This window comes from Nocardia sp. NPDC055321 (assembly GCF_053645575.1).
The window spans coordinates 77,778-97,912 of record NZ_JBSHMS010000020.1 but is presented as its reverse complement, the minus strand read 5'-3'; the positions used below and the strand labels follow the sequence as shown (position 1 = coordinate 97,912).

15 protein-coding genes and 4 tRNA genes are annotated in these 20,135 nt (G+C 67.9%); 11 read left to right on the top strand and 8 right to left on the bottom strand.

The features are described 5' to 3' along the window. Positions 1–60 precede the first annotated feature (60 nt). The 5 genes from pstS to ACWIGI_RS29500 all read left to right on the top strand — a co-directional run bounded on the left by pstS (position 61) and on the right by ACWIGI_RS29500 (position 5,884). Complete coding sequence (gene pstS / locus ACWIGI_RS29520) at positions 61–1,188, top strand: phosphate ABC transporter substrate-binding protein PstS (protein ID WP_454205803.1); 1,128 nt, start codon at positions 61–63, stop codon at positions 1,186–1,188. 115 nt (positions 1,189–1,303) lie between these two features. After that, complete coding sequence (gene pstC / locus ACWIGI_RS29515) at positions 1,304–2,272, top strand: phosphate ABC transporter permease subunit PstC (protein WP_454205801.1); 969 nt, start codon at positions 1,304–1,306, stop codon at positions 2,270–2,272. Next, entirely contained in the window at positions 2,269–3,168 is a 900-nt protein-coding gene (gene pstA, locus ACWIGI_RS29510; RefSeq protein WP_454205800.1) for a phosphate ABC transporter permease PstA, read from the top strand. Before pstC ends, pstA begins: the two co-directional genes overlap by 4 nt. A gap of 18 nt (positions 3,169–3,186) precedes the next feature. Beyond that, on the top strand, positions 3,187–3,963 hold the full coding sequence (gene pstB, locus ACWIGI_RS29505; RefSeq protein WP_454205798.1) for a phosphate ABC transporter ATP-binding protein PstB: 777 nt from the start codon (positions 3,187–3,189) through the stop codon (positions 3,961–3,963). A 328-nt stretch (positions 3,964–4,291) separates the two neighbouring features. Continuing rightward, positions 4,292–5,884, top strand: coding sequence for an MFS transporter (locus ACWIGI_RS29500; protein WP_454205920.1), 1,593 nt, complete (start codon positions 4,292–4,294; stop codon positions 5,882–5,884). Positions 5,885–6,035: 151 nt separating this feature from the next. Here the strand turns inward: ACWIGI_RS29500 and phoU are convergent, their stop codons facing one another. From phoU to ACWIGI_RS29470, 6 genes are all read right to left on the bottom strand, one after another. Next, on the bottom strand, positions 6,036–6,707 hold the full coding sequence (gene phoU / locus ACWIGI_RS29495; protein ID WP_454205796.1) for a phosphate signaling complex protein PhoU: 672 nt from the start codon (positions 6,705–6,707) through the stop codon (positions 6,036–6,038). A gap of 87 nt (positions 6,708–6,794) precedes the next feature. Then, a complete protein-coding gene (locus ACWIGI_RS29490) occupies positions 6,795–9,050 on the bottom strand; it encodes an LCP family glycopolymer transferase (protein WP_454205794.1) in 2,256 nt (751 codons plus the stop codon). Positions 9,051–9,427: 377 nt separating this feature from the next. Then, positions 9,428–10,579 (bottom strand): tRNA dihydrouridine synthase DusB, encoded by a 1,152-nt coding sequence (gene dusB / locus ACWIGI_RS29485; RefSeq protein WP_454205792.1) that lies wholly within the window; start codon positions 10,577–10,579, stop codon positions 9,428–9,430. A 306-nt stretch (positions 10,580–10,885) separates the two neighbouring features. Beyond that, a complete protein-coding gene (locus tag ACWIGI_RS29480) occupies positions 10,886–11,863 on the bottom strand; it encodes an acyl-ACP desaturase (protein WP_454205790.1) in 978 nt (325 codons plus the stop codon). Between the two features lie 211 nt (positions 11,864–12,074). Beyond that, the gene (locus tag ACWIGI_RS29475) at positions 12,075–12,689 is read right to left on the bottom strand and encodes a DUF937 domain-containing protein (protein WP_454205788.1); all 615 of its coding nucleotides are present in this window, start codon (positions 12,687–12,689) and stop codon (positions 12,075–12,077) included. A gap of 152 nt (positions 12,690–12,841) precedes the next feature. Beyond that, positions 12,842–12,914: transfer RNA gene (locus tag ACWIGI_RS29470), tRNA-Lys, on the bottom strand. Between the two features lie 1,106 nt (positions 12,915–14,020). On the opposite strand from ACWIGI_RS29470, the gene ACWIGI_RS29465 reads away from it, so the two are divergent. From ACWIGI_RS29465 to ACWIGI_RS29440, 6 genes are all read left to right on the top strand, one after another. Continuing rightward, positions 14,021–14,686 carry a TetR family transcriptional regulator gene (locus ACWIGI_RS29465; RefSeq protein ID WP_454205787.1) on the top strand — a complete coding sequence of 222 codons (666 nt, stop codon included), beginning with the start codon at positions 14,021–14,023 and terminating at the stop codon, positions 14,684–14,686. A gap of 91 nt (positions 14,687–14,777) precedes the next feature. Next, a tRNA-Glu gene (locus ACWIGI_RS29460) sits at positions 14,778–14,850 on the top strand. A gap of 36 nt (positions 14,851–14,886) precedes the next feature. Then, positions 14,887–14,960, top strand: a tRNA-Asp gene (locus ACWIGI_RS29455). Positions 14,961–14,997: 37 nt separating this feature from the next. Continuing rightward, a tRNA-Phe gene (locus ACWIGI_RS29450) sits at positions 14,998–15,074 on the top strand. Between the two features lie 83 nt (positions 15,075–15,157). Next, a complete protein-coding gene (locus tag ACWIGI_RS29445; protein ID WP_354985821.1) occupies positions 15,158–15,328 on the top strand; it encodes a hypothetical protein in 171 nt (56 codons plus the stop codon). 59 nt (positions 15,329–15,387) lie between these two features. Further along, on the top strand, positions 15,388–16,128 hold the full coding sequence (locus ACWIGI_RS29440; RefSeq protein ID WP_454205785.1) for a polyprenol monophosphomannose synthase: 741 nt from the start codon (positions 15,388–15,390) through the stop codon (positions 16,126–16,128). Between the two features lie 16 nt (positions 16,129–16,144). Here ACWIGI_RS29440 and ACWIGI_RS29435 read toward each other — a convergent pair whose 3' ends face one another. After that, the gene (locus ACWIGI_RS29435) at positions 16,145–17,668 is read right to left on the bottom strand and encodes an HAD-IB family hydrolase (RefSeq protein WP_454205783.1); all 1,524 of its coding nucleotides are present in this window, start codon (positions 17,666–17,668) and stop codon (positions 16,145–16,147) included. Next, positions 17,665–20,031 (bottom strand): glycerol-3-phosphate 1-O-acyltransferase, encoded by a 2,367-nt coding sequence (locus ACWIGI_RS29430; protein ID WP_454205781.1) that lies wholly within the window; start codon positions 20,029–20,031, stop codon positions 17,665–17,667. The genes ACWIGI_RS29435 and ACWIGI_RS29430 overlap by 4 nt, the downstream gene beginning before the upstream one ends. Positions 20,032–20,135: the final 104 nt, after the last annotated feature.

Genomic DNA, 20,135 nt, shown 5'->3' with positions numbered 1-20,135 from the left:
TCGCGCCCGTCCGACCGTTGAGGGGTTGGGCGTGCGGACCGTGATTCGCGGAGGAACCAAGTGAATCTCAAGCGCAGCAGCGCCCTGATCGGTGTGCTGGCCGCGGCCGGCGCCCTTACGCTGACCGCCTGTGGCAGCGACGAGAACGACGTCGCCGGTGGCGTGGACAAGCAGACCGTTCAGTGCGGCGGCAAGAAGGCGCTCAAGGCGTCCGGCGCTTCCTCGCAGAAGAACGCGATGGACCGCTTCGTGGCGGCCTACGAGAAGAACTGCGAAGACGGCTTCAAGCTCGACTACACCTCCTCGGGCTCCGGCGCCGGTGTGAAGGAATTCCTCGGCGGCCAGACCGATTTCGCCGGTTCGGACTCCCCGCTGTCGGCCAAGAAGGACGAGTACAAGCAGGCCGAGGCCCGCTGTGGCGCGCCGGCGTGGAACCTGCCGACCGTCTTCGGCCCGATCGCCGTCACCTACAACCTGCCGGGTGTGACCGACCTGGTGCTGGACGCGCCGACCATGGCGAAGATCTTCAACGGCACCATCACCACCTGGAACGACACCGCCATCAAGGCGCTGAACACGGCCAAGGCCGACAAGCTGCCCGGTGACAAGATCTCGGTGATCTTCCGCTCCGACGAGTCGGGCACCACCGACAACTTCCAGCAGTACCTCGACGCGGCCTCGGACGGCGCGTGGGGCAAGGGCGCTGGCAAGGCGTTCACCGGCGGCGTCGGCGAAGGCGCCAAGGGCAACGAGGGCACCTCGGCCGCGGTCAAGAACACCCCGTTCTCGATCACCTACAACGAGTGGTCCTTCGCCAAGGCGCAGGGGCTGTCCGTGGCCCGCATCCTCACCGTGACGACCTCCAACGATCCGAAGCCGGTCGAGCTGACCTCGGAGACCGCAGGCAAGTCCATCACCGGTGTGAAGATCTCCGGCCAGGGCAACGACCTGGTGCTGGACACCTCCTCGTTCTACAAGCCGACCACCGGCGGCGCCTACCCGCTGATGATGGCGACCTACGAGATCGTGTGCTCCAAGTACAGCGACGCCGACACCGCCACCGCAGTCAAGGCCTTCCTGACCTCCGCGGTCGGCAACGGCCAGGTGGGACTCGCGGACGCCGGCTACGTGCCGATCCCGGACGAGTTCAAGACCAAGCTGACCACCGCGATCAACGCCATCTCCTGATCAACCTGATCGAGAGCACACCATGACCGTGCACGACGAAATAGCATCCGCGGGCCAGTCCGTTTCGACCGGCCCGCGGGGGAACCGTGCCCAGCCGCCGGGGGATACTGCGCTCATGCCGACCGAACCCAGCACGAAGCCGGCCGCACGGCGCGGCGTCTCCATATTCGGCGCGGAGTTCGTCTTCCGCTCCGCGGCCACCGCGGCCGGTGCCGTCATCGTCGGTGCGATCGCCCTGATCGCGCTGTTCCTGCTCATCAGGGCGGTGCCGTCGGTACTGGCGAACGACGCGAACTTCTTCACCAGCACCGAGTTCAACACCTCCGATGCCAACCACCTGCGGTTCGGCATCAAGGACCTGTTCATGGTCACGGTGCTGAGTTCGCTGGTCGCGCTGATCATCGCCGTGCCGATCGGTGTGGGCATCGCGTTGTTCCTGACGCAGTACGCGCCCAAGGCGCTGGCCCGGCCGTTCTCGATGATCGTCGATCTGCTGGCGGCGGTGCCCTCGATCGTGTTCGGTCTCTGGGGTTTTCTGGTGCTGGCTCCGAAGCTGGAGCCGGTGCAGACCTTCCTCAACGACAAACTCGGCTGGTTCTTCCTGTTCGCCGACGGCAATGTCAGCATCGCCGGCGGCGGCACGATCTTCACCGCGGGCATCGTGCTCGCGGTGATGATCCTGCCGATCATCACTTCGGTGAGCCGTGAGGTCTTCGGCCTCACCCCCCGTACCCACATCGAGGCCGCGCAGGCCCTGGGCGCCACCAAGTGGGAGGTCGTGCGCATGACGGTGCTGCCGTACGGCCGCTCCGGCATGATCGCCGGTTCCATGCTGGGCCTGGGCCGCGCGCTCGGTGAGACCATCGCCGTGCTGGTGGTGCTGCGCACCTCGGCGCAGGCCGGGCACTGGTCGGTCTTCGACGGCGGCTACACCTTCGCCTCCAAGATCGCTTCGGCCGCAGCCGAATTCAGCTCCAAGTTGCCGACCGGCGCCTACATCGCCGCGGGCTTCGTGTTGTTCGCGCTGACCTTCGTGGTCAACGCCCTGGCGCGGCTCGCCGCGGGCGGGAAGGTGAACGGATGACCACCACACTCGACAAGCCGGTCAAGGCCCCCACCTTCCGGCACACGAGCACCAGCCGCCGGATTCGGAACAACCTCGCGACCGGCACCGTGTGGGCCTGCTTCGGCATCGCGCTGGTCCCGCTGCTGTGGGTGCTCTACACCGTCATCGAGCGCGGCATCAGCGCCATCGCCTCGTCGGACTGGTGGTTCAAGTCGCAGAAGGGCGTACTGCCCGAGGTCGAGGCCGGCGGTGTCTACCACGCCATCTACGGCACGATCACCCAGTCCGCGGTGGCCGCCGTCATCGCGGTGCCCCTCGGTGTGATGGCCGCGGTCTACCTGGTCGAGTACGGTCGCGGCTGGCTGGCCAAGACCACCACCTTCATGGTGGACATCCTGGCCGGTGTGCCCTCGATCGTCGCGGCGCTGTTCATCTTCGCGCTGTGGATCGCCACCTTCGGCGCCCCGCAGAGCGCGTTCGCGGTCTCGCTGGCCCTGGTGCTGCTCATGCTGCCGGTGGTGGTGCGCAGCACCGAGGAGATGCTCAAGCTGGTCCCGGACGAATTGCGGGAAGCTTCTTACGCTCTCGGTATTCCCAAGTGGAAAACCATCGTGAAGATCGTGATTCCGACCGCGGCGCCCGGCATGATCAGCGGCATCCTGCTGTCGCTGGCCCGTGTCATGGGTGAGACGGCCCCGGTGCTGGTGCTGGTCGGCTACTCGAAGTCGATCAACTACAACATCTTCGACGGCAACATGGCCTCGCTGCCCCTGATGATCTACCAGGAGCTCGCCAACCCCGAGCCGGCCGGCCGGGCGCGCGTGTGGGGCGCGGCGCTGACGCTGATCCTGCTCATCGCACTCCTGTATCTCGCCGCTGCGGCGGTCAACAAGCTGCTGACGCGGAATCGATAGAGGGAACGGAAAAGACTGATGGCCAAACGCATCGACGTCAAAGACCTCAATATCTACTACGGCAAGTTCCACGCCATCTCGAACGTGGGCCTGACCGTGCTGCCGCGCAGCGTGACCGCTTTCATCGGCCCGTCGGGCTGCGGTAAGTCCACCGTGCTGCGCTCGCTGAACCGCATGCACGAGGTGACCCCGGGCGCTCGCGTCGAGGGCGCGGTGCTGCTGGACGGCGAGGACATCTACGGCGCGACCATCGACCCGGTCGGCGTGCGCCGCACCATCGGCATGGTGTTCCAGCGGCCGAACCCGTTCCCCACCATGTCCATTCGCGACAACGTGGTGGCCGGGCTCAAGCTGCAGGGCGTGCGCGGCAAGAAGGAGCTCGACGAGGTCGCCGAGCGTTCGCTGCGCGGCGCCAACCTCTGGAACGAGGTCAAGGACCGCCTCGACAAGCCGGGCGGCGGTCTGTCCGGTGGTCAGCAGCAGCGCCTGTGCATCGCGCGCGCCATCGCGGTGTCGCCGGACGTGCTGCTCATGGACGAGCCGTGTTCGGCGCTGGACCCCATCTCCACGCTCGCGATCGAGGATCTGATCTCCGAGCTGAAGAAGGAGTTCACCATCGTGATCGTCACGCACAACATGCAGCAGGCCGCGCGCGTGAGCGATCAGACCGCTTTCTTCAACCTGGAGGCGCAGGGCAAGCCGGGCAAGCTCGTCGAGATCGACGAGACCGAGAAGATCTTCTCGAACCCGACCCAGAAGTCGACCGAGGATTACATCTCGGGTCGCTTCGGGTAGTCGAGGCGTCGAACCGCGGCCCCCGTTCTGGTGGAACGGGGGCCGTTCTCGTCAGAGCCGTCGGCTATAGGTGAGCGCCGCGATGGCATCTCGCCGCGGCCGCCACCTCTTTCCGCCCGTGTGGGCGTGCCCCCGGATCGCATGGTCCGGGGGCATTTTCGTGCGCGCGGACCGGCCTTCGGCGATGTGTGCTGCGTCATAGCTGCCAGTGTCTGTTGTATGCAACTGTCAGTTACATCTAACCTATCCCAAGAGGTAAACCGATTGGTCTAGTAGGAGGTGTCGGGTGACGGTTTCAACGGCGAAACACGAGGCCGGGACCGCGGGGATGAGTCAGCGCGCCAAACTCGCGGCGCTGGTGGCCATCTGTCTCGCGGAACTGCTCGTGGTCCTGGACAACACGCTCGTGAATGTCGCGCTGCCGTCGATGGCGGTGCAGCTCGAGGCCCAGATGAGCGGCCTGCAGTGGATCGTGGACGCGTTCACCCTGGCCTTCTCGGGCCTGCTGCTCGCCATGGGCCACCTCGGCGACCGCTTCGGGCGCCGCAAGTTCATGATCATCGGCCTGGCCGGCGTCGCGGCGATGTCCGCGGCCGGGGCGCTGGCCTCGGGGCTCGGCCAGGTCATCGCCGCCCGCGCCGGCATGGGCGTGTTCGCGGCGGTGGTCTTCCCGGCCACCCTGGCCCTGCTCACCAACATCTTCACCGAGGCGCGCGAGCGGGCGGCGGCCATCGCGCTGTGGACCGCCATGGCCGGTATCGCCATCGCCATCGGTCCCACGGTCGGCGGCTGGCTGCTGGAGTACTTCTCCTGGCATTCGGTGTTCTGGATCAACGTTCCGGTGGCCCTGATCGCCATCGTCGCGGTGCTGGTGACGGTGCCCGAATCCCGGGGCGAGCATCCGGGCCGGCTGGACCGGGTCGGCATCGTGCTGTCGCTGGCGGGTATCACCGCGCTGGTGTGGTCCATCATCGAGGCGCCCAAATACGGCTGGTTCGCCGCGCAAAGCCTTGCGGGATATCTGCTTTCGGCCATCGCGCTCGCGCTGTTCGTGACCTGGGAGCTGCGGGTGGAGTCGCCGGTGCTCAATATGCGGTTGTTCCGCATTCGCCGCTTCGCGGTGCCGTCGGCGGCCATTACCGTGTCCTACTTCTGCGCCTTCGGATTCCTGTTCCTCATCACCCAGTATTTCCAGGGCGTGAAGGAACTGAGCCCGCTCGAATTCGGCATCCATTCCCTGCCTTTCGCGGTCGCGGTGGGTATCGGCGCGCCGCTGGCGACCATGCTCGCCCAGCGGGTGGGAACCACGGCGATGCTGGTGAGCGGACTGCTGGTGCTGGCGGTGGCCATGTATATCGCGGGCCGCACCACGGTCGACACCCCGTACCTGGGTCCGGTGGTGGTGTCGATGATCCTCATGGGCCTGGGCTTCGCGGTGGTGCAGGGCCCGGCGACCGAATCCATCATGGGCTCGGTGCCGTTGAACGAGGCGGGCGCGGGGTCGGCGGTCAACGACACCACCCGCGAGGTGGGCGGCGCGCTCGGTGTGGCGCTGCTCGGCTCGATCATGACCTCGGTGTACGCGAGCAAGGTCGGCGACCGGATCGCCGCCATCCCGGCCACGATCATGAACGACCGGCAGAAGGAATTGGCGAGCAATACGCCGATCAGCGTGCTGGAGATCATCAAGACGCCGGTGAATCCCTTGGTGGCACAGGCGAAGACCGATCTGATCCAGGCCATGAAGGTGGCGTCGCTGCAGGGCGCCACGGCCGCGTCGTACGTCGCGGTGGGCACCCTGGTGGTCTGCGCCGCGATCGTCGCCGTGGCGCTGCCCTGGCGGCCCGAACGCGGGCAGTCGATTCTGCTGGGCTGGCGCGAGAAGGATTCCGCCGCCGCCGAATCCGAGGCGCGCGACTGACCGGCCGGGCCCGAGAACTATCTCCCCGGGCCCGAACGAGCGAAACCCCGGCCCTGCGCACCGTGTCGTGTGCGTGGGCCGGGGTTCCGTGGTCTCGCGGTGTTCGGCACACCGCCGGAGCCGCCGGGCGATTCCCGGAAGACTCAGCGCCTCAGATGTTTTCCTTCTCCGAATCCGGGTCGGGCGGCAGCACGCCGGTCACCAGGAACACCACGCGGCGCCCGATCTCCACGGCGTGGTCGGCGAAGCGCTCGTAGTAGCGGCCGAGCAGGGCGACGTCGACGGCCGAGGCCACGCCGAACTGCCAGTCGCGGTCCATGATCAGCGTGAACAGGTGCTTGCGCAGATCGTCCATCGCCTCGTCGTCGTCGTTGAGCTTCGCGGCCCGCTCGGGGTCGCGGGTCTCGAGGACGTCCTTGGCGGTCGCGCCCATCTTGACCGCGATGCGGCCCATCTCGGCGAAGTAGCTGTTGACCGCCTCCGGAACCGCGTGGTTCGGGAAGCGGCGGCGGGTCATCTTGGCCACGTGCAGCGACAGCACGCCCATCCGGTTCACATCGGCGACGATCTGAATGGCACTGACCACCTGACGCAGATCGCCGGCGACGGGGGCCTGCAGGGCGAGCAGCGCGAACGCCTTCTCCTCGGCCAGCTGGATCATCTCGGCGATGCGGTCGTATTCGGTGATCACCTGTTCGGCGAGCTCGAGGTCGGCGTCGAGCAGCGACTGGGTCGCCCGCTCCATCGCCGATCCGGCGAGCCCGGCCATACCGCCGAGCAGATCGGCGAGTTCGGCCATTTGTTCGTTGTAGATGACACGCATGAGTCAAGACAGTAGTGGTAGCGCCTGACCAAGTCACCAACGGCAGGTGAATCGTGAGTGCAACCTCGGGCGCCGCCGGCGAACCGCTTACTTGCAGGTCTCGTCGGCGGCGTTGAGGTGTTCGAGGTCGGACGGCAGGGTGACCGGCGCCGCGGGGGAGGCGTCGACGGGGGTATCGGGCAGCACCTGGCCGAAGGCGGTCGGGGTGCGCACGGTGCCGCTGTAGTCGGAGCCGATCACGACCTCGACGATGCTGCCGAGCCCGGTGGCCGACTCCAGCGTCGCGCCCGGAATCGCGCTGGCGACGGTGGCCGCGGCCGCCTCGTGGCCGCTGGAGTACCGGACCTTGGTGGTCGCGATCGTCCCGTCGGGGTTGTTGCCGGTGCTGTAGATCTGGAAGCCCTTGTTGGACAGCTTGGTGGCGGTGGTCGAGGCCAGACCGGCGGTGCCCGAGCCGTTGGAGACCTGCAGCGAGACCGTGCTCGGGTCGACGGCCGTCAGGGTCGGCTTGGTCGGCGGGGCCTCGGTGGTGCTCTCGGGGGTCTCGTCCTTCTTCTCGCCGGGCAGCGGCTGATCGTCGATGACGGCGCGGAAGATGGCCTTGATGTCGGATTCGCGGGGAATCTCGTTGCCGTAGGACGTGGTTCCCGCCGTGGGCACGGTCAGGAAGGTGATGGCCCCGGCGTCGACCTTGCGCAGCGAGCGGCCCAGGGTGAGCAGATCGTTGGTGGTGACGTTGTCCATGAACGAGTGCTCGGCGAAGGCGTTGATGACGCTGTTGAGCTTGCCGGCGTTGAACAGGACCTTGCTGGACATGGCGCCGCGCAGCAGCGAGGACAGGAAACGCTGCTGCCGGTTGATGCGGTCGTAGTCGCTGCGTTCTTCGCCGACCACGTGCCGGGCGCGGACGTAGTCCAGCGCGGTGGAGCCGTTGACGATCTGCTTGCCGGGGGTGGTGAGGATGGTGCCCAGGATCTCGTCGACGAGCGGTTTGGTGCTGCAGACCTCGACGCCGTCGATGGTGTCGACCATGGCTTCGAAGCCGGCGAAGTCGATGCCGACGAAGTGGTTGATGCTCAGGCCGGACATCTTCTGGATGACCTTGGTGAGGCATTTGGGCCCGCCGAGGGCGTAGATCGCGTTGAGCTTGTCGCCGGGGGCGGCCGGGAAGGTCTCCTTGGTGTAGGCGCCCTTGTCGTTGTCCCAGCCCTCGCACTGCGGCCGGGTGACGTCCAGGTCGCGCGGGAAGGAGACGGCCACCACGCGGTCGCGGCTCTTGGGGATGTTGACCAGCATGACGGTGTCGGCGCGCGCGCCTTCGGCGTCGTCGGTGGTGCCGGCGCCCAGCTGCGAGTTGACGCCCGCGCGGGTGTCGGTGCCGACGATGAGGAAGTTCTCGTCGCCGTACTGCAGGTTCGGGTCGATGATGTCTTCGGAGTCGGTCTGGACCGCGTCGACGGTGTTGAACGCGTTGTCCTTGACGTGCAGGTAGCTCCAGCCGGTGCCGGTGATGAGCAGCGCGATGGCGGCGACCACGATGAGGGTGGCGCGCCCGGCGAGCTGCATCTTGCGGTTGCGGCGGCTGCGTCCGGCGGCCAGGCGGGACAACGGTTTTCCGATGGCGGTCGGCAGCGCGGTGGTCGGGTAGTCGGCGGGGGACTCGACCGCCCGGGTCGCGGGGCGCACGGCCTTGACCCGCTCGCGGGGCGGGTCGGTGATGACGGGTAGCTCTTCGGTGGGCGGGTCGGCCGGCGCGGCCCGGCGGGTGCCGCCCGCGGTCTCGAGCGGGGGCCGGGAAGCGTTGGGGGCGGCGGGTTCCGGGGGTACGGCGCGCCGGGAGCCGGTCGGGTTCGGGGCCTCCGGGGGTACCGCGCGGCGAGATCCGGTGGAATTGACCGGATCCGGGGGTACCGCGCGCCGGGAACCCGTCGTGCCGGGGGCCTCCGGGGGGACGGCGCGGCGAGATCCGGTGGTGTTCACCGGGTCCTGGGGCGCGGGCCGCCGGGTGGCGGCGCTGTCGGCGGCCTCGGGGCTCAGTGCGCGGCGGGCGCCGGTGCTGTTCGCGTCGCCGCCGCTGCGGTCGGCCTCGGGCCAGCCGGCGGAGTTGGCGGGCGCGGGGGTGGCGGGGTCGGAGCGGCGGCGGCGCCGGGAGCGGCGCTCGCTGTCCACGCGCTCGACCAGATCCTGGACCGAGATGGGCGCGGAGCCGGGCGACGCGTTGTCGTTGTGCCGGGCACGGCGCGAGGTGGATGGCTGGTCGTCCGCGTCGTCGTCCGTGGCGTAGCGCTCCCACGGGGCGCGACCTCCGGGCCGAGGCGTACGCCCGTACCGATCGTCACCCACCAACGAACCTCACTTTGCTTTTCGATGCCGACCGTCATGATAACGATTCCGCCACGATCGACCACTCGAACGGTGATCCATCGTGCGCAACTCACATATCTTCCGGCCCGGAATTCGGGCCGTACCACGGTGGACAGGAAGGTCCCGCCGAGGAAATTCTGCCAGGGTCTGCGCGATCGGTTCGGGAACGCGATCGAGTCGTGCGCGGGCGGTGCAGCGTAAATCGTGGCGGGTCGCCGCGTTTACCAGTGTGAATCGGTGAAAAAAGCGCCGGACGGCGGCGAGCGCGCCGCGCGGGGGAGAGTGAAATCCGTTCGGCGATAAAGCACTCCGCCGCGGTGGCAGATCGGTTCGGCCCGTCCGGGCGGGTTCGGATACTAGCCGCCGCTGTGCATGACGTCGGCCGCGCACGGGACCGTGGGGTCCTCGGGGTCGTCGAGCCAGCCGTCGGGCAGGGCGACCTTGCCGGGGGAGCCCTGGCGGCCGCGCGGGCCCTCGGCGTCCTTGGGGAACGGCACCTCCGGGTCGAGCTGACCGATCAGGTCGACGAGCTGATTCATGCTGCCGACCGTGGCGAAGCTACGGCGCAGATCGCCGCCGATCGGGAAGCCCATGAGGTACCAGGCCATGTGCTTGCGGATGTCGCGCATGGCCTTGTCCTCGCCGTCGTGCGCGACGAGCAGTTCCGAGTGTCTGCGCAGGATCTCCCCGACCCGGCCCAGGTTGGGGGCGGCGGGCAGCGGCTCGCCGCGCAGGGCGGCCTGTAGCTCGGCGAAAAGCCATGGGCGGCCCAGGCATCCGCGGCCGACGACGACGCCGTCACAGCCGGTCTCGGCCATCATGCGCACCGCGTCGGCGGCGCTGAAGATGTCGCCATTGCCCAGGACGGGGATGGTGGTGACGGCTTCCTTGAGCCGCGCGATGGCGGTCCAGTCGGCCTCGCCTGAGTAGCGCTGGGCCGCGGTGCGCGCGTGCAGCGCGACGGCGGCGACGCCCTCGGCCTCGGCGATGCGGCCGGTGTCGAGATAGGTGTGGTGCTCGTCGTCGATGCCGATGCGGAATTTCACCGTGATGGGGACGCCGGCGGGTTCGGCCGCGCTCACCATGTTCCGCACGATGTCGCGGAACAGCTGCCGCTTGTAGGGCAGGGCGGCGCCGCCGCCGAGCCGGGTCACCTTGGGCACCGGGCAGCCCAGGTTGAGGTCGATGTGGTCGGCCCAGCCCTCGCCGACGATGATCTTGACGGCTTCGCCGACGGTCTTCGGGTCGACCGCGTAGAGCTGCATCGAGCGCGGGCTCTCGTCCGCGTCGAACGCCATCATGTGCAGCGTCTTCTCGTTGCGCTCGACCACCGCCCGCGCGGTGATCATCTCGCACACGTAGATCGAAGTGCTGCTGCCGAATTCGCGGCACAGCTTCCGGAAGGCGACGTTGGTGATCCCCGCCATCGGCGCCAGCACGACCGGCGGATCAACCGGGTAGGGGCCGATCCGCAGCGCGGTCGTCGAGGCATCGAGCGAGGTCGTCACGCCGACCAGTGTAGGTTCCACGCGAAAGTGCCCCGGGACACGTCCCGATTCTCCGCGCATGACCGAGGTGGATGCCGGTCGCGGGTTAGCCCATCGGGCCGGAGTGAACCGAAGGCGCTCGTGTTCGTGCCGGCCCTTACGGCGGAGAGGTTCCGCCGGGGTGGTTCATGGTCCTTCCCGCCGGGCGTGGTGGCCGATCCCGTTCGTTCGGGCCGCGGTGCCACTCACCCTTTCGGGGGTCCGGGGGCTGGGCCCCCGGTTTCCGCCCTCACGGGGGTTCGGGGGCGAAGCCCCCGGGACCCGTCGTCAGACCCGAGCCATTTCCTTCTCCCGCTTGGCGGCCTCGCGGGCCAGCATGCGGTCGCGCTGCTCCTCGAACTTGAGCACGTCCTGGCCGAGCTTCTCCAGGAAGTTCCCGAGGCGGTCGCGGGTCTCCTCGCCGCGGGCGGTGAGGTCGTCGCGCTCGAAGATGCGCCACTTCTTCAGGACCGGGTTCACGACCTCTTCCAGGTGCTGGCGCAGGTCGTAGATGCCGTGCTTGGCCATCAGGACGCCGTTGCGGCGGAAGTTGGGCATGCCGGCGCCCGGCATCTGGAAGTTCTCCAGGATGAGGGTGATGGCTTCGAGGGTCTGGTCGGGCGAAAGATCCAGCGCCGCACCGCACATGTTGCGGTAGAAGATCATGTGCAGGTTCTCGTCGGCGGCGATGCGCTGCAGCAGCCGATCGGCGATGGGGTCGTCGCACACGCGCCCGGTGTTGCGGTGCGAGACGCGGGTCGCGAGTTCCTGGAAGGTCACGTACGCGACCGAGTACAGGAAGCCCGCCTCGACTTCGCCCTCGGTCACCGTTGCGGGCGAGGCGAATCCGTTGGTCATGTGGATCATGCGCGCCTGCTCGAGCGCGACGGGGTCGACGCCGCGGGTGACGACGAGGTAGTCGCGCATGGCGATGCCGTGCCGGTTCTCCTCGGCGGTCCAGCGACCGACCCAGGTTCCCCAGGCGCCGTCCTGGGAGAAGTTCTCCGCGATCTCCCGGTGGTAGGAGGGGAGGTTGTCCTCGGTGAGCAGGTTGGTGATCATGGCCGCCTTGGCCAGCTCGCTCAGCTTCGACTGTTCGGGATCCCAGTCGATGCCGCCCATGGCGGCGAAGTTACGTCCTTCGTCCCACGGCACGTAGTCGTGGGGATGCCATTCCTTGGCCAGGGACAGGTGCCGATCGACGTTCGCCGCGGCAACCGGCTCCAACTCCGTGAGCAGCTCGAGTTGAGTCAGATCCTTTGCCATACATAAGCCCTTCGTATCGTGCGATCTAGCTGGTCGTACCCTCGCTGGTCTGCCGCCGCGGCCCATACCTTACGTCACCGTAGGGTGATGTGAAACTCATCCGGTTGCCATTGCGCGGCCAGTGATGGATGTCATAAGAGTTGCGACCCGGGGCGATGGTCTATCGCCGCGGGCCGCAATTCGTTAGCCGCACATTGTGATCGGGTGCGACCTACTTCTTGCCGCCCAGCAGGCCGCCCAGCACGTTGCCGAGGACACTGCCCGCGTTCTGCCCGACGGCCTTGCCGAGAATGTCTCCGAGACCGCCGGCGCCACCCTTGCCTCCGGTGGCTCCACCCAGCAGGCTACCGAGAATGTCGCCCAAAGGCCCGGCGCCGCCGCCCGCGGCGGCGGTTTCGGTCGCGGGCGCGCCGCCCGCCGCGCCGCCGCCGAGCATCTTCTTGCTCAGGTAGGCGAGCACGATGGGGGCGAGCATGGGGAGCAGCTTCGCCATGAGGTCCTGCCCGTTGCCGCCGCCGACGCCGCCGAGCGCGCTGATCACCGTGTTCTTCTCGGCGCCGAAGGTCTGGTCGACGATCTGGCTGCCGTTGTCGACGTCGACCTGATCGATGTCGACGCCGCCGTCGAGCAGGGTGGCCGGCTGGTTGGCGACTTCGCCCTCGAGATTGAGGCCGACGTCGGGGTTGCCGGCCTGGGCTTGGAAGCCGCCGAGGAGAACGGGGACTGCCGCGTTGATCGCGGTGGTAGCGGTCGCTTCGTCCACCCCGAGTTTGGAGGCGATCTGTGCGACGGGGACGTTCGAGAGCAGGTCATCGAAGGAAGTCATGAACTCCGCCTGTGTGTTGGCATCCCGGAAAAGCCCTACCGGGTCACGGTAGGCGAAATCCGGACAGATTGCCACGGATTCGCGGATGTGCGGGATGTGTCGGAGGGCCCGGATTCGGCATCCGGGCCCGCGGCGAACCTCCGACGAAAAGGTGCCCCCACCAGGGCTCGAACCTGGGACCTGCGGATTAAAAGTCCGTAGCTCTACCAACTGAGCTATAGGGGCGCGGCGGTGAGTTTAGTGGGTTGAGCGCGCAAGTACTAAACGAGTATCCGATTGCGTTCGGCGAGGCCGGGTTTGCGCTGGTCATGGTGGTTTGTCCGGGCGCGTTCCCGGGGCGTCGAGCGTGTCGGACGCGCGGGTGCGCGCGGGGCGGTGGGTCGGAGTGGCGGCGGGCGGGGGCACGAGTGGCGGTGGGGAGCGCCCGTGCGGGACGGAAGGGCGGTGCGCGGGCGGGGATGGGCGGCGTGCGGGCGGTGCGAAGCGTGCGGACCGGTCGGTGGGGGAATCGTCGGGGCGCGGGGTGGAATTCGGCCGGGTTCGCACCCGCGCCGGCCCGGGGGAGTCGTGCCGCCCGGTGGGGGTCCCCGTGGGTCCCCGGCGGGCGAGGTGAGCGCGCGCTGACGTGCCCTCGGCGACATCGGGGCAATCGCGTTGCCACTCAGATTGTTTCGATATGGGCACGTGTGAATATCATCCAATGGTGATGTGTGGCAAGCTATTTGGTGCAGGAGGTGGGGACCGGTCATTGTCGCGGCGCAGGCCGCGGCGGGGTCCGGCGGCGGATGCGGTGTGGGCGGGGCTCGGTACGGCAGGGGTGATCGATGGGCCGAACATCGGTGGGATATCGAAGAATTCAGCTATTCAGACCAATCGCCCAGCTGGTAGCTGGGGAATTGCGGTATGTGTTAGGGGGCATGCTGGCTAACTGACTCACCGGTACACCTCACGCAGGGCGGACTTTCCGGGTACGGTGACCGACTGGTGAATTCCTGAAGAACCGGGATTGCCCCGGACGCACGGGATTCGGCTTATCGTTGATGTGCCCGAACGTGTCGCGGACGGTCCGGCCGATCGCGACTCCATCAGAATGTTGCTGCGGGAGGCCCATCCAGACAAGAGGAACGCCCGGGTGCGCACCCCCTGCGGCGCACCCGGGCGGGAAAAACTATACCAGTTGGTGTGTTTCAAGTTTTTCGCGCTTTTTCGTACCAAGAGTTTGGTAATTCGGGCAAAAGCCCGTTCTGAAGTATTTGAAAGACACGTAACTTTGCGTCGAGGACACAGCTAACGCGTCCGCGACGGTAGCTAGCTTCGGAGGCGTTTCGAGCATGGCACGGCAGCAAGAGCGGGCCCGCCGGACACGCGCGGCGATCATCAGGTCCGCCGCCGTTGAGTTCGGGAAGAGCGGCTATGCCGCTGCATCGCTCAACCGCATATTGGAAGGTTCACGCGCCACCAAGGGCGCCATGTACTTTCACTTCGACTCCAAGGAGGATTTGGCCCGCGCGGTCTTGGAAGCGGCAGTCGACCGCTACCGCGTGTCCACTGAAAGATGGCTCGGCCGAGGCGATCTCGGCCCCCTGGATGTCCTGCACGGCATGATCGACGAGATCGCGCTGCGGCTGGAGAACGACATCATCATCCAGGCCGAGTTCCGACTCATCATCGAACCCGAGTTCTACCGCGACATCCAGGCGGGTGGCGGGCGCATTCTGGGCCGGTCGATCCGGCTGCTCGCGGTGCGCGCCACCGAGCACAAACAGCTGCGCGGTGACTCCGATCCGGATCGCTTCACCCGGACGCTGGCGGCGGCCCTGGCGGGCCAGCGCTACATCGCCGACGTCCTGGGCGGTCCCGCGGATCTGCGTTCCCGTTTCACCGAGGCGCTCGAGGTGGTTGTGGAGGCCACCGCGACTCCGGAGTGGACCGAGGAGTTCCGCCGGGTGGGGTGGCGGGTGTCCGCCAAGCTGGAAGATCTCAATTTGACGATCTGACCAGCTGATTTGGGAATCACGCGGATGCTGTCATAAGCTATCTCCGCTCCCAACGGAAGCCGTTGAGCAACGGTCCGGAGAAATCCGGCGGGCCCCCTTCGTCTAGCGGCCTAGGACGCCGCCCTTTCAAGGCGGTAGCGCGGGTTCGAATCCCGTAGGGGGTACAACGATGGTGACATCGTTGTAGTTGGAGCAAGCAAGGCCCTGTGGCGCAGTTGGTTAGCGCGCCGCCCTGTCACGGCGGAGGTCGCGGGTTCGAGTCCCGTCAGGGTCGCAAGACTTATATGCTAGGCATTCGTTCCGGGTGCCCCGGCCAGGTAGCTCAGTTGGTACGAGCGTCCGCCTGAAAAGCGGAAGGTCGCCGGTTCGATCCCGGCTCTGGCCACCAGATCGAGAAAAGGCCGCACCTTCGGGTGCGGCCTTTTTCGTGTGTTCACCCAAGGCCGGCGATCTTGGTGAGATGCTTGGGTCATGTCTGATGACAACGAGTGGTACTACTGCATCGAGCATCACCGGGCGGAACAGGGCAAACAGTGCTGGGTGGGCGGCCGCATGGGGCCCTACCCGGACAAGGCCACCGCCGAGCGCGCACTCGAAATCGCAAAGGCCAGAAACAAAGCCGCCGACGCCGAAGAAGACTGACGACCCGCGGGAAAAGGTTGTCGCGCGTGAGCTAGGGTTTCTTGGGCGTATGGCCATGAATGCGAGCGGGAGGGCGACCCTTGAAGGTAACCGTGGTGGTGCCGACCTACAACGAGCGGGAGAACCTGCCGGTGGCGGTGGAGCGACTGACGGCGCTCGGGGTCGACGACCTGCACGTGCTGGTGGTCGATGACAACTCACCCGACGGCACCGGCGAGGTAGCGGACAAGTTGGCGGCGGATCTGCCGAACGTCGTCAGCGTGCTGCACCGCACCGAGAAGGACGGCCTGGGTCGCGCGTACATCGCCGGCATCACCCGCGCCCTGGAGGACGGCGCCGACGTGGTGATCCAGATGGACGCGGATCTCTCGCACCCGGCCGAGGTCATTCCCGCCATGCTGGAGAAGCTGACGACCACCGACGCGGGCGTCGTGCTCGGATCCCGGTATGTGCCCGGCGGTTCCACGGCCGAGGAGTGGAAGTGGTACCGCAAGGCGCTCTCCGCCTGGGCCAACTTCTACGTGAACCTGATCCTGCGGCTGGGCGTCAAGGACGCCACCGCGGGCTTCAAGGCGTGGAAGGCCGACACGCTGCGCGCCATCGACGTGTCCTCCATCAAGAGCAACGGGTACTCGTTCCAGGTGGAGATGAACTACCGCACCGTGCGCAAGGGCATCGCCATCGCCGAGGTGCCCATCAGATTCGAGGAGCGCACGCTGGGCGCCTCGAAGATGAGCCTGAAGGTGCAGCTCGAATCGGCCCTGATGCCGTGGAAGCTGTTGTTCGGCAAGCAGGTTTGATAACACGGCCGGGAAATCAGTTGTCGCGTCGCGCGACCGCGGAGGTTTCCGGCCAGTTCAGCAGGGTGTTCTGCATCAGTGTGCGGACGCCCGCTATCTCGGCGTCCATCGCGGCGGGGTCCCAGGCGCTGACGTCGATCGGCGGCAGGACCGCCACGTCCACCACGCCCTTGCGGACGACCGCCGAATTGCGCCAGGCGATTTCGCCCGCGTTGCGGATGACGACCGGGATGACGGGCGCGCCCGCCTGCAGCGCTATGTGGAACGCGCCCTTCTTGAAGGGGCCGATGCGGGGCGTCAGGGAGCGGGTGCCCTCCGGGGCGATGACGACCGACAGTCCGCCGCGCAGGGTCTCGACCACGGGGGCGAGCGCGGCCTTGGCGGCCAGTTTGTCGGCGCGGTCGATGAAGGTGACCTCGACCAGGCGCATGAGCGGGCCGAAGACCGGGTTCGCCGCGACTTCCTTCTTGGCGACGCCGGTGAATCCGGTGCCGAGAACCTCGGCCAGCACGATGATGTCGAACTGGCTCTGGTGATTGAAGATGAAGACCGCGGGCCGGGGCGTCGCGGTGTGCTCGCGGCCGGTCACCCGCACGCGGACGCCGCTGCCGCGCAGGGTGGAGTCGGCGGCGTGCACCATCATGGAATCGGCCATCTGTCTGCGTTTCTTGGTGGCGGCCTTGGCGGCGACGCCGAACAGCGCCCCGCCGATCAGACCGCCGAACGCGCCGGCGGTGCGCAGGTAGTCGCCGGTGCGCGGCGGGCGGCGGGGCCGGAAATGCAGGACGGGCCAGTCCCTTTCGGTGGCCTCGAGCACCACGCGCGGATCCGGGTTGACTGCGGTGGGCCGTCCGGCCACCTGGAGCAGCGGTAGGTCGGCGGCGCTGTCGGCGTAGACCCAGCTCCGGCTCAGGTCGATGTCGCGGGCGGCGGCGAAGCGCCGGACGGCGTCGGCTTTGCCGTTGCGCCAGAGCGGTTTCCCGTCGACGTGTCCGGTGAGCACGCCGTCCTGCACCGTCATGGCGGTGCACAGCACGTGCGCGATCCCGAGCTCGTCGGCGACCGGCCGCACCTGGTACCGGGTCAGCGAGCTGACGAGTACCACCGTGTGCCCGGCGGTTTCGTGTTCGCGCACCAGCCGCCAGGCCTCGGGGAACAGGTGCCCGTGCACGGTGCGCCGGAACAGCTCGGCGCCGAGTTCGGACAGGGTGGACTCGGGCACCCCGGCCCAGGTGTACATGACCTGCTGCAGGAAGCGCTCGTATTCGCCCTCGCTGCGGGCGCCGCGAATGCTGGAGAGCAGGCCGGCGGCCAGGGGCCGGGCGGCGGGGCGGCGGGTCAGGCGGGCCAGTAAACCGGGCGGGTCGAAGCCGGCGACCACGGTGCCGCCGAAGTCGAAGACGGCGGCGATGCGCGGGCCCTGCGGGCCGGACCGGATGGCGGCGACCGCGGCGTCCAGATCCTGCGCGCCGGGGGCTGCGCGGGTGATCCCCGCGCCGGGTAGGGCGGGGTGTAGATCCCCGCTCGCGGGGTGACTCATCGCGGGTCCAGCCGGTTGGAGGGATCCAGGGTGGCGGCCCGGGAGATGCGCGCGGAGATGTCGCGGAGTTCGGCGGCGAAGCGCAGGCGGCGGTCGGTGAGGTCGGCCGGGTCGTCGCCGGGGGTGAGCAGGCCGTGGTTGTCGGCGAGTTTGAGTGCGCTGCCGAACAATTCCGACGACACCGATTCGGGGCTGTGCAATCGCTGTTGCAGCAGCATCTGTTTGCCGACCTGCAGGCATTCGTCGAGGAACGTCTTCTTGTCGACGGCGACGGCGGGATCGTGCGCGGCCAGGCGTTCGGCCATCACCAGTTGCGCGTCGAAGAACGAGCGCAGCACCCGGTGGGCCATCATGAAGCCGGAATCGGCGAGCTGGGCCAGGATTTCGCTGCCGACGGTGCCGGCGGCGGTGCGGCGGTGCCAGTGCGGATCGACGCGCAGCATCTCCGCGGTGAGCTGACTGGTGAACTCGGCGCGCTCGGGGAAGAAGAATTCGAATTTGAGCAGATCGCGCAGCCGGTAGGCCGCTTCCCAGCCGACGCGCAGCTGATCGCCCTCGGGCGCCTCGACGGCGCTGAGCACGGCGAGTTCGAGGATGGCGCGATTGGCGAACCAGTGCACGGCGCTGTTGCGGTAGAACGCGGCCTCGAGGTGCGCGCCGGCCCCGATGGAGTACACGGGTTCGAGCCCGCCGCGGTACACCGTGACGACCTTGGCCACGGCGAGCTGTTCGAGGACCACCGCCAGGCCGTGATCGGTGCGCAGGGTGTCGAGTTCGCCGCGCGGCAGGTCCCGGCTCTCGATGTAGCCGAGCACCGGCGCGATGGCGGCGCCCAATTCGGCTCGGGTGAGGGCGCGTTCGTGCACGCCCAGCAGCACCAGGGTGGTGAGGGCGTTGACGGTGATGGGGGTGACCTCGTTGATGCCGACGGCGACCTCGAAGGCCAGGCGCTGCACGGCCCGCTGTTCGAGCGCGGTCTGTTCGGGGTTCTCCGCGGCGGCCGGCGCCCCGAGCGGATCGCCGTGCGCTGCCAGACGTTCGCGGCCCGAGAGCGGAGTGCCGAAGCGGACGTACACGTGCCCGGCCGAATGTTGTTGATTGCGAATGTATCGCGCGAGCCAGGCCAATCCCTCGGCCTGTTTGCGGCCGCCGGTTTGTTCGTCCGCGATGGCGCCGATCTCGTTCAGTCGTTCGTAGGTAATGGAGACCGGCACCAGCATGACATCGTCGATGCGAGATGAACGCAGGGCCGCCGCAAGGTAATTCAACAATCCGTAGCGCGGGGGCCGGAGTTTCCCGGTGCGGGTGCGCCCGCCTTCGAAGTACCACTCCAGATTGAATCGTTTGGCGAGCAGATAGGCGAAGTATTCTTCGACGACCGCTTTGTACACTTCGTCGTCGCCGAAACTGCGCCGAATGAATACCGTTCCGGTGCGCCGGGCGATGGAGCCGAGCGGCCAGAAACTCAGGTTTGCCCCGCCCACGACATGATTGGGCGGAAAGTCGTTGCGCGCCAGAATGTCACCGAGAACGAACGCGTCCACATAGGAGCGGTGCGAGGGCAGGAATACCAGGGGGTAGCGACGATTGAGCGCGCGCAGCCCGTCGAGCCCGGCGGGGTCGTCGTCGACGTTCCAGGTCGAGGCGTGCACCGGACGCATCGCCTGGGTGAACAGATCCGAGACGAGCCTGCTCTGCGCGGCGACCAGTTCCCGCAGCGCCTTCTCCGCGCGCCGGTACACCTCGCGCGCGGGCAGGTCGGCCGCGGCGGCGACGGTGTCGAGCCTGCGCAGGAACGCGGGGGAGTCCAGGATCTCCTCGACGACCAGGCGCGGCACCTTGTAGCGGTCGCCGATGACGGCGCGTTCGGCGCGTTCGAGGGCGACGATGCCCGCGCGCACGATGGCGCGCGCGAACGCCTCGGGCGCGCCGGCGGCGCCGGGGTTGTTGGCGCGCAGCTCGCTCAGCCGGGCGGGGGCGCCGGTGAGCACCAGGTGCCGGTCCGGGGCCTTGGTGACCAGGCGCCGCTGCATGAACCGGTTGGGCTTGCGCGGATTGGACATGGTGAGCAGATCGCCGAAGCTGGTGCGGCGCACGCCGTCTCGTTCGGGCGGCAGCCAGAGCACGCGGACGGGGACCACGAGCGGGTCGTCCTGGCGGCCCACGAGGCGGGTGCTCACCGCGCCGGGATCGAGGTCCAGCTGGGTGACGGGCGCGGCGGTGCCGAACTCCTGCGCGATGCCGCCCTCGGCGAGCCAGTTACCGATGAGTTCCCGTTCGACCCGGCCAGCGGCGTCGACCAGTGCCACCACCGAACCCGGGGTGGTAGCCGCTGCCGGGAGCCGGCTGTAGTGATCGAGCATCTCTGGATCCCTCCGCACGTGAACCGCCGCAATCCATTGAAGCGGAAACGCGAGCGCGGGGTGGGAGGTCGCACAATTCACCGGGCGGTTCGAAGTATGCGTGT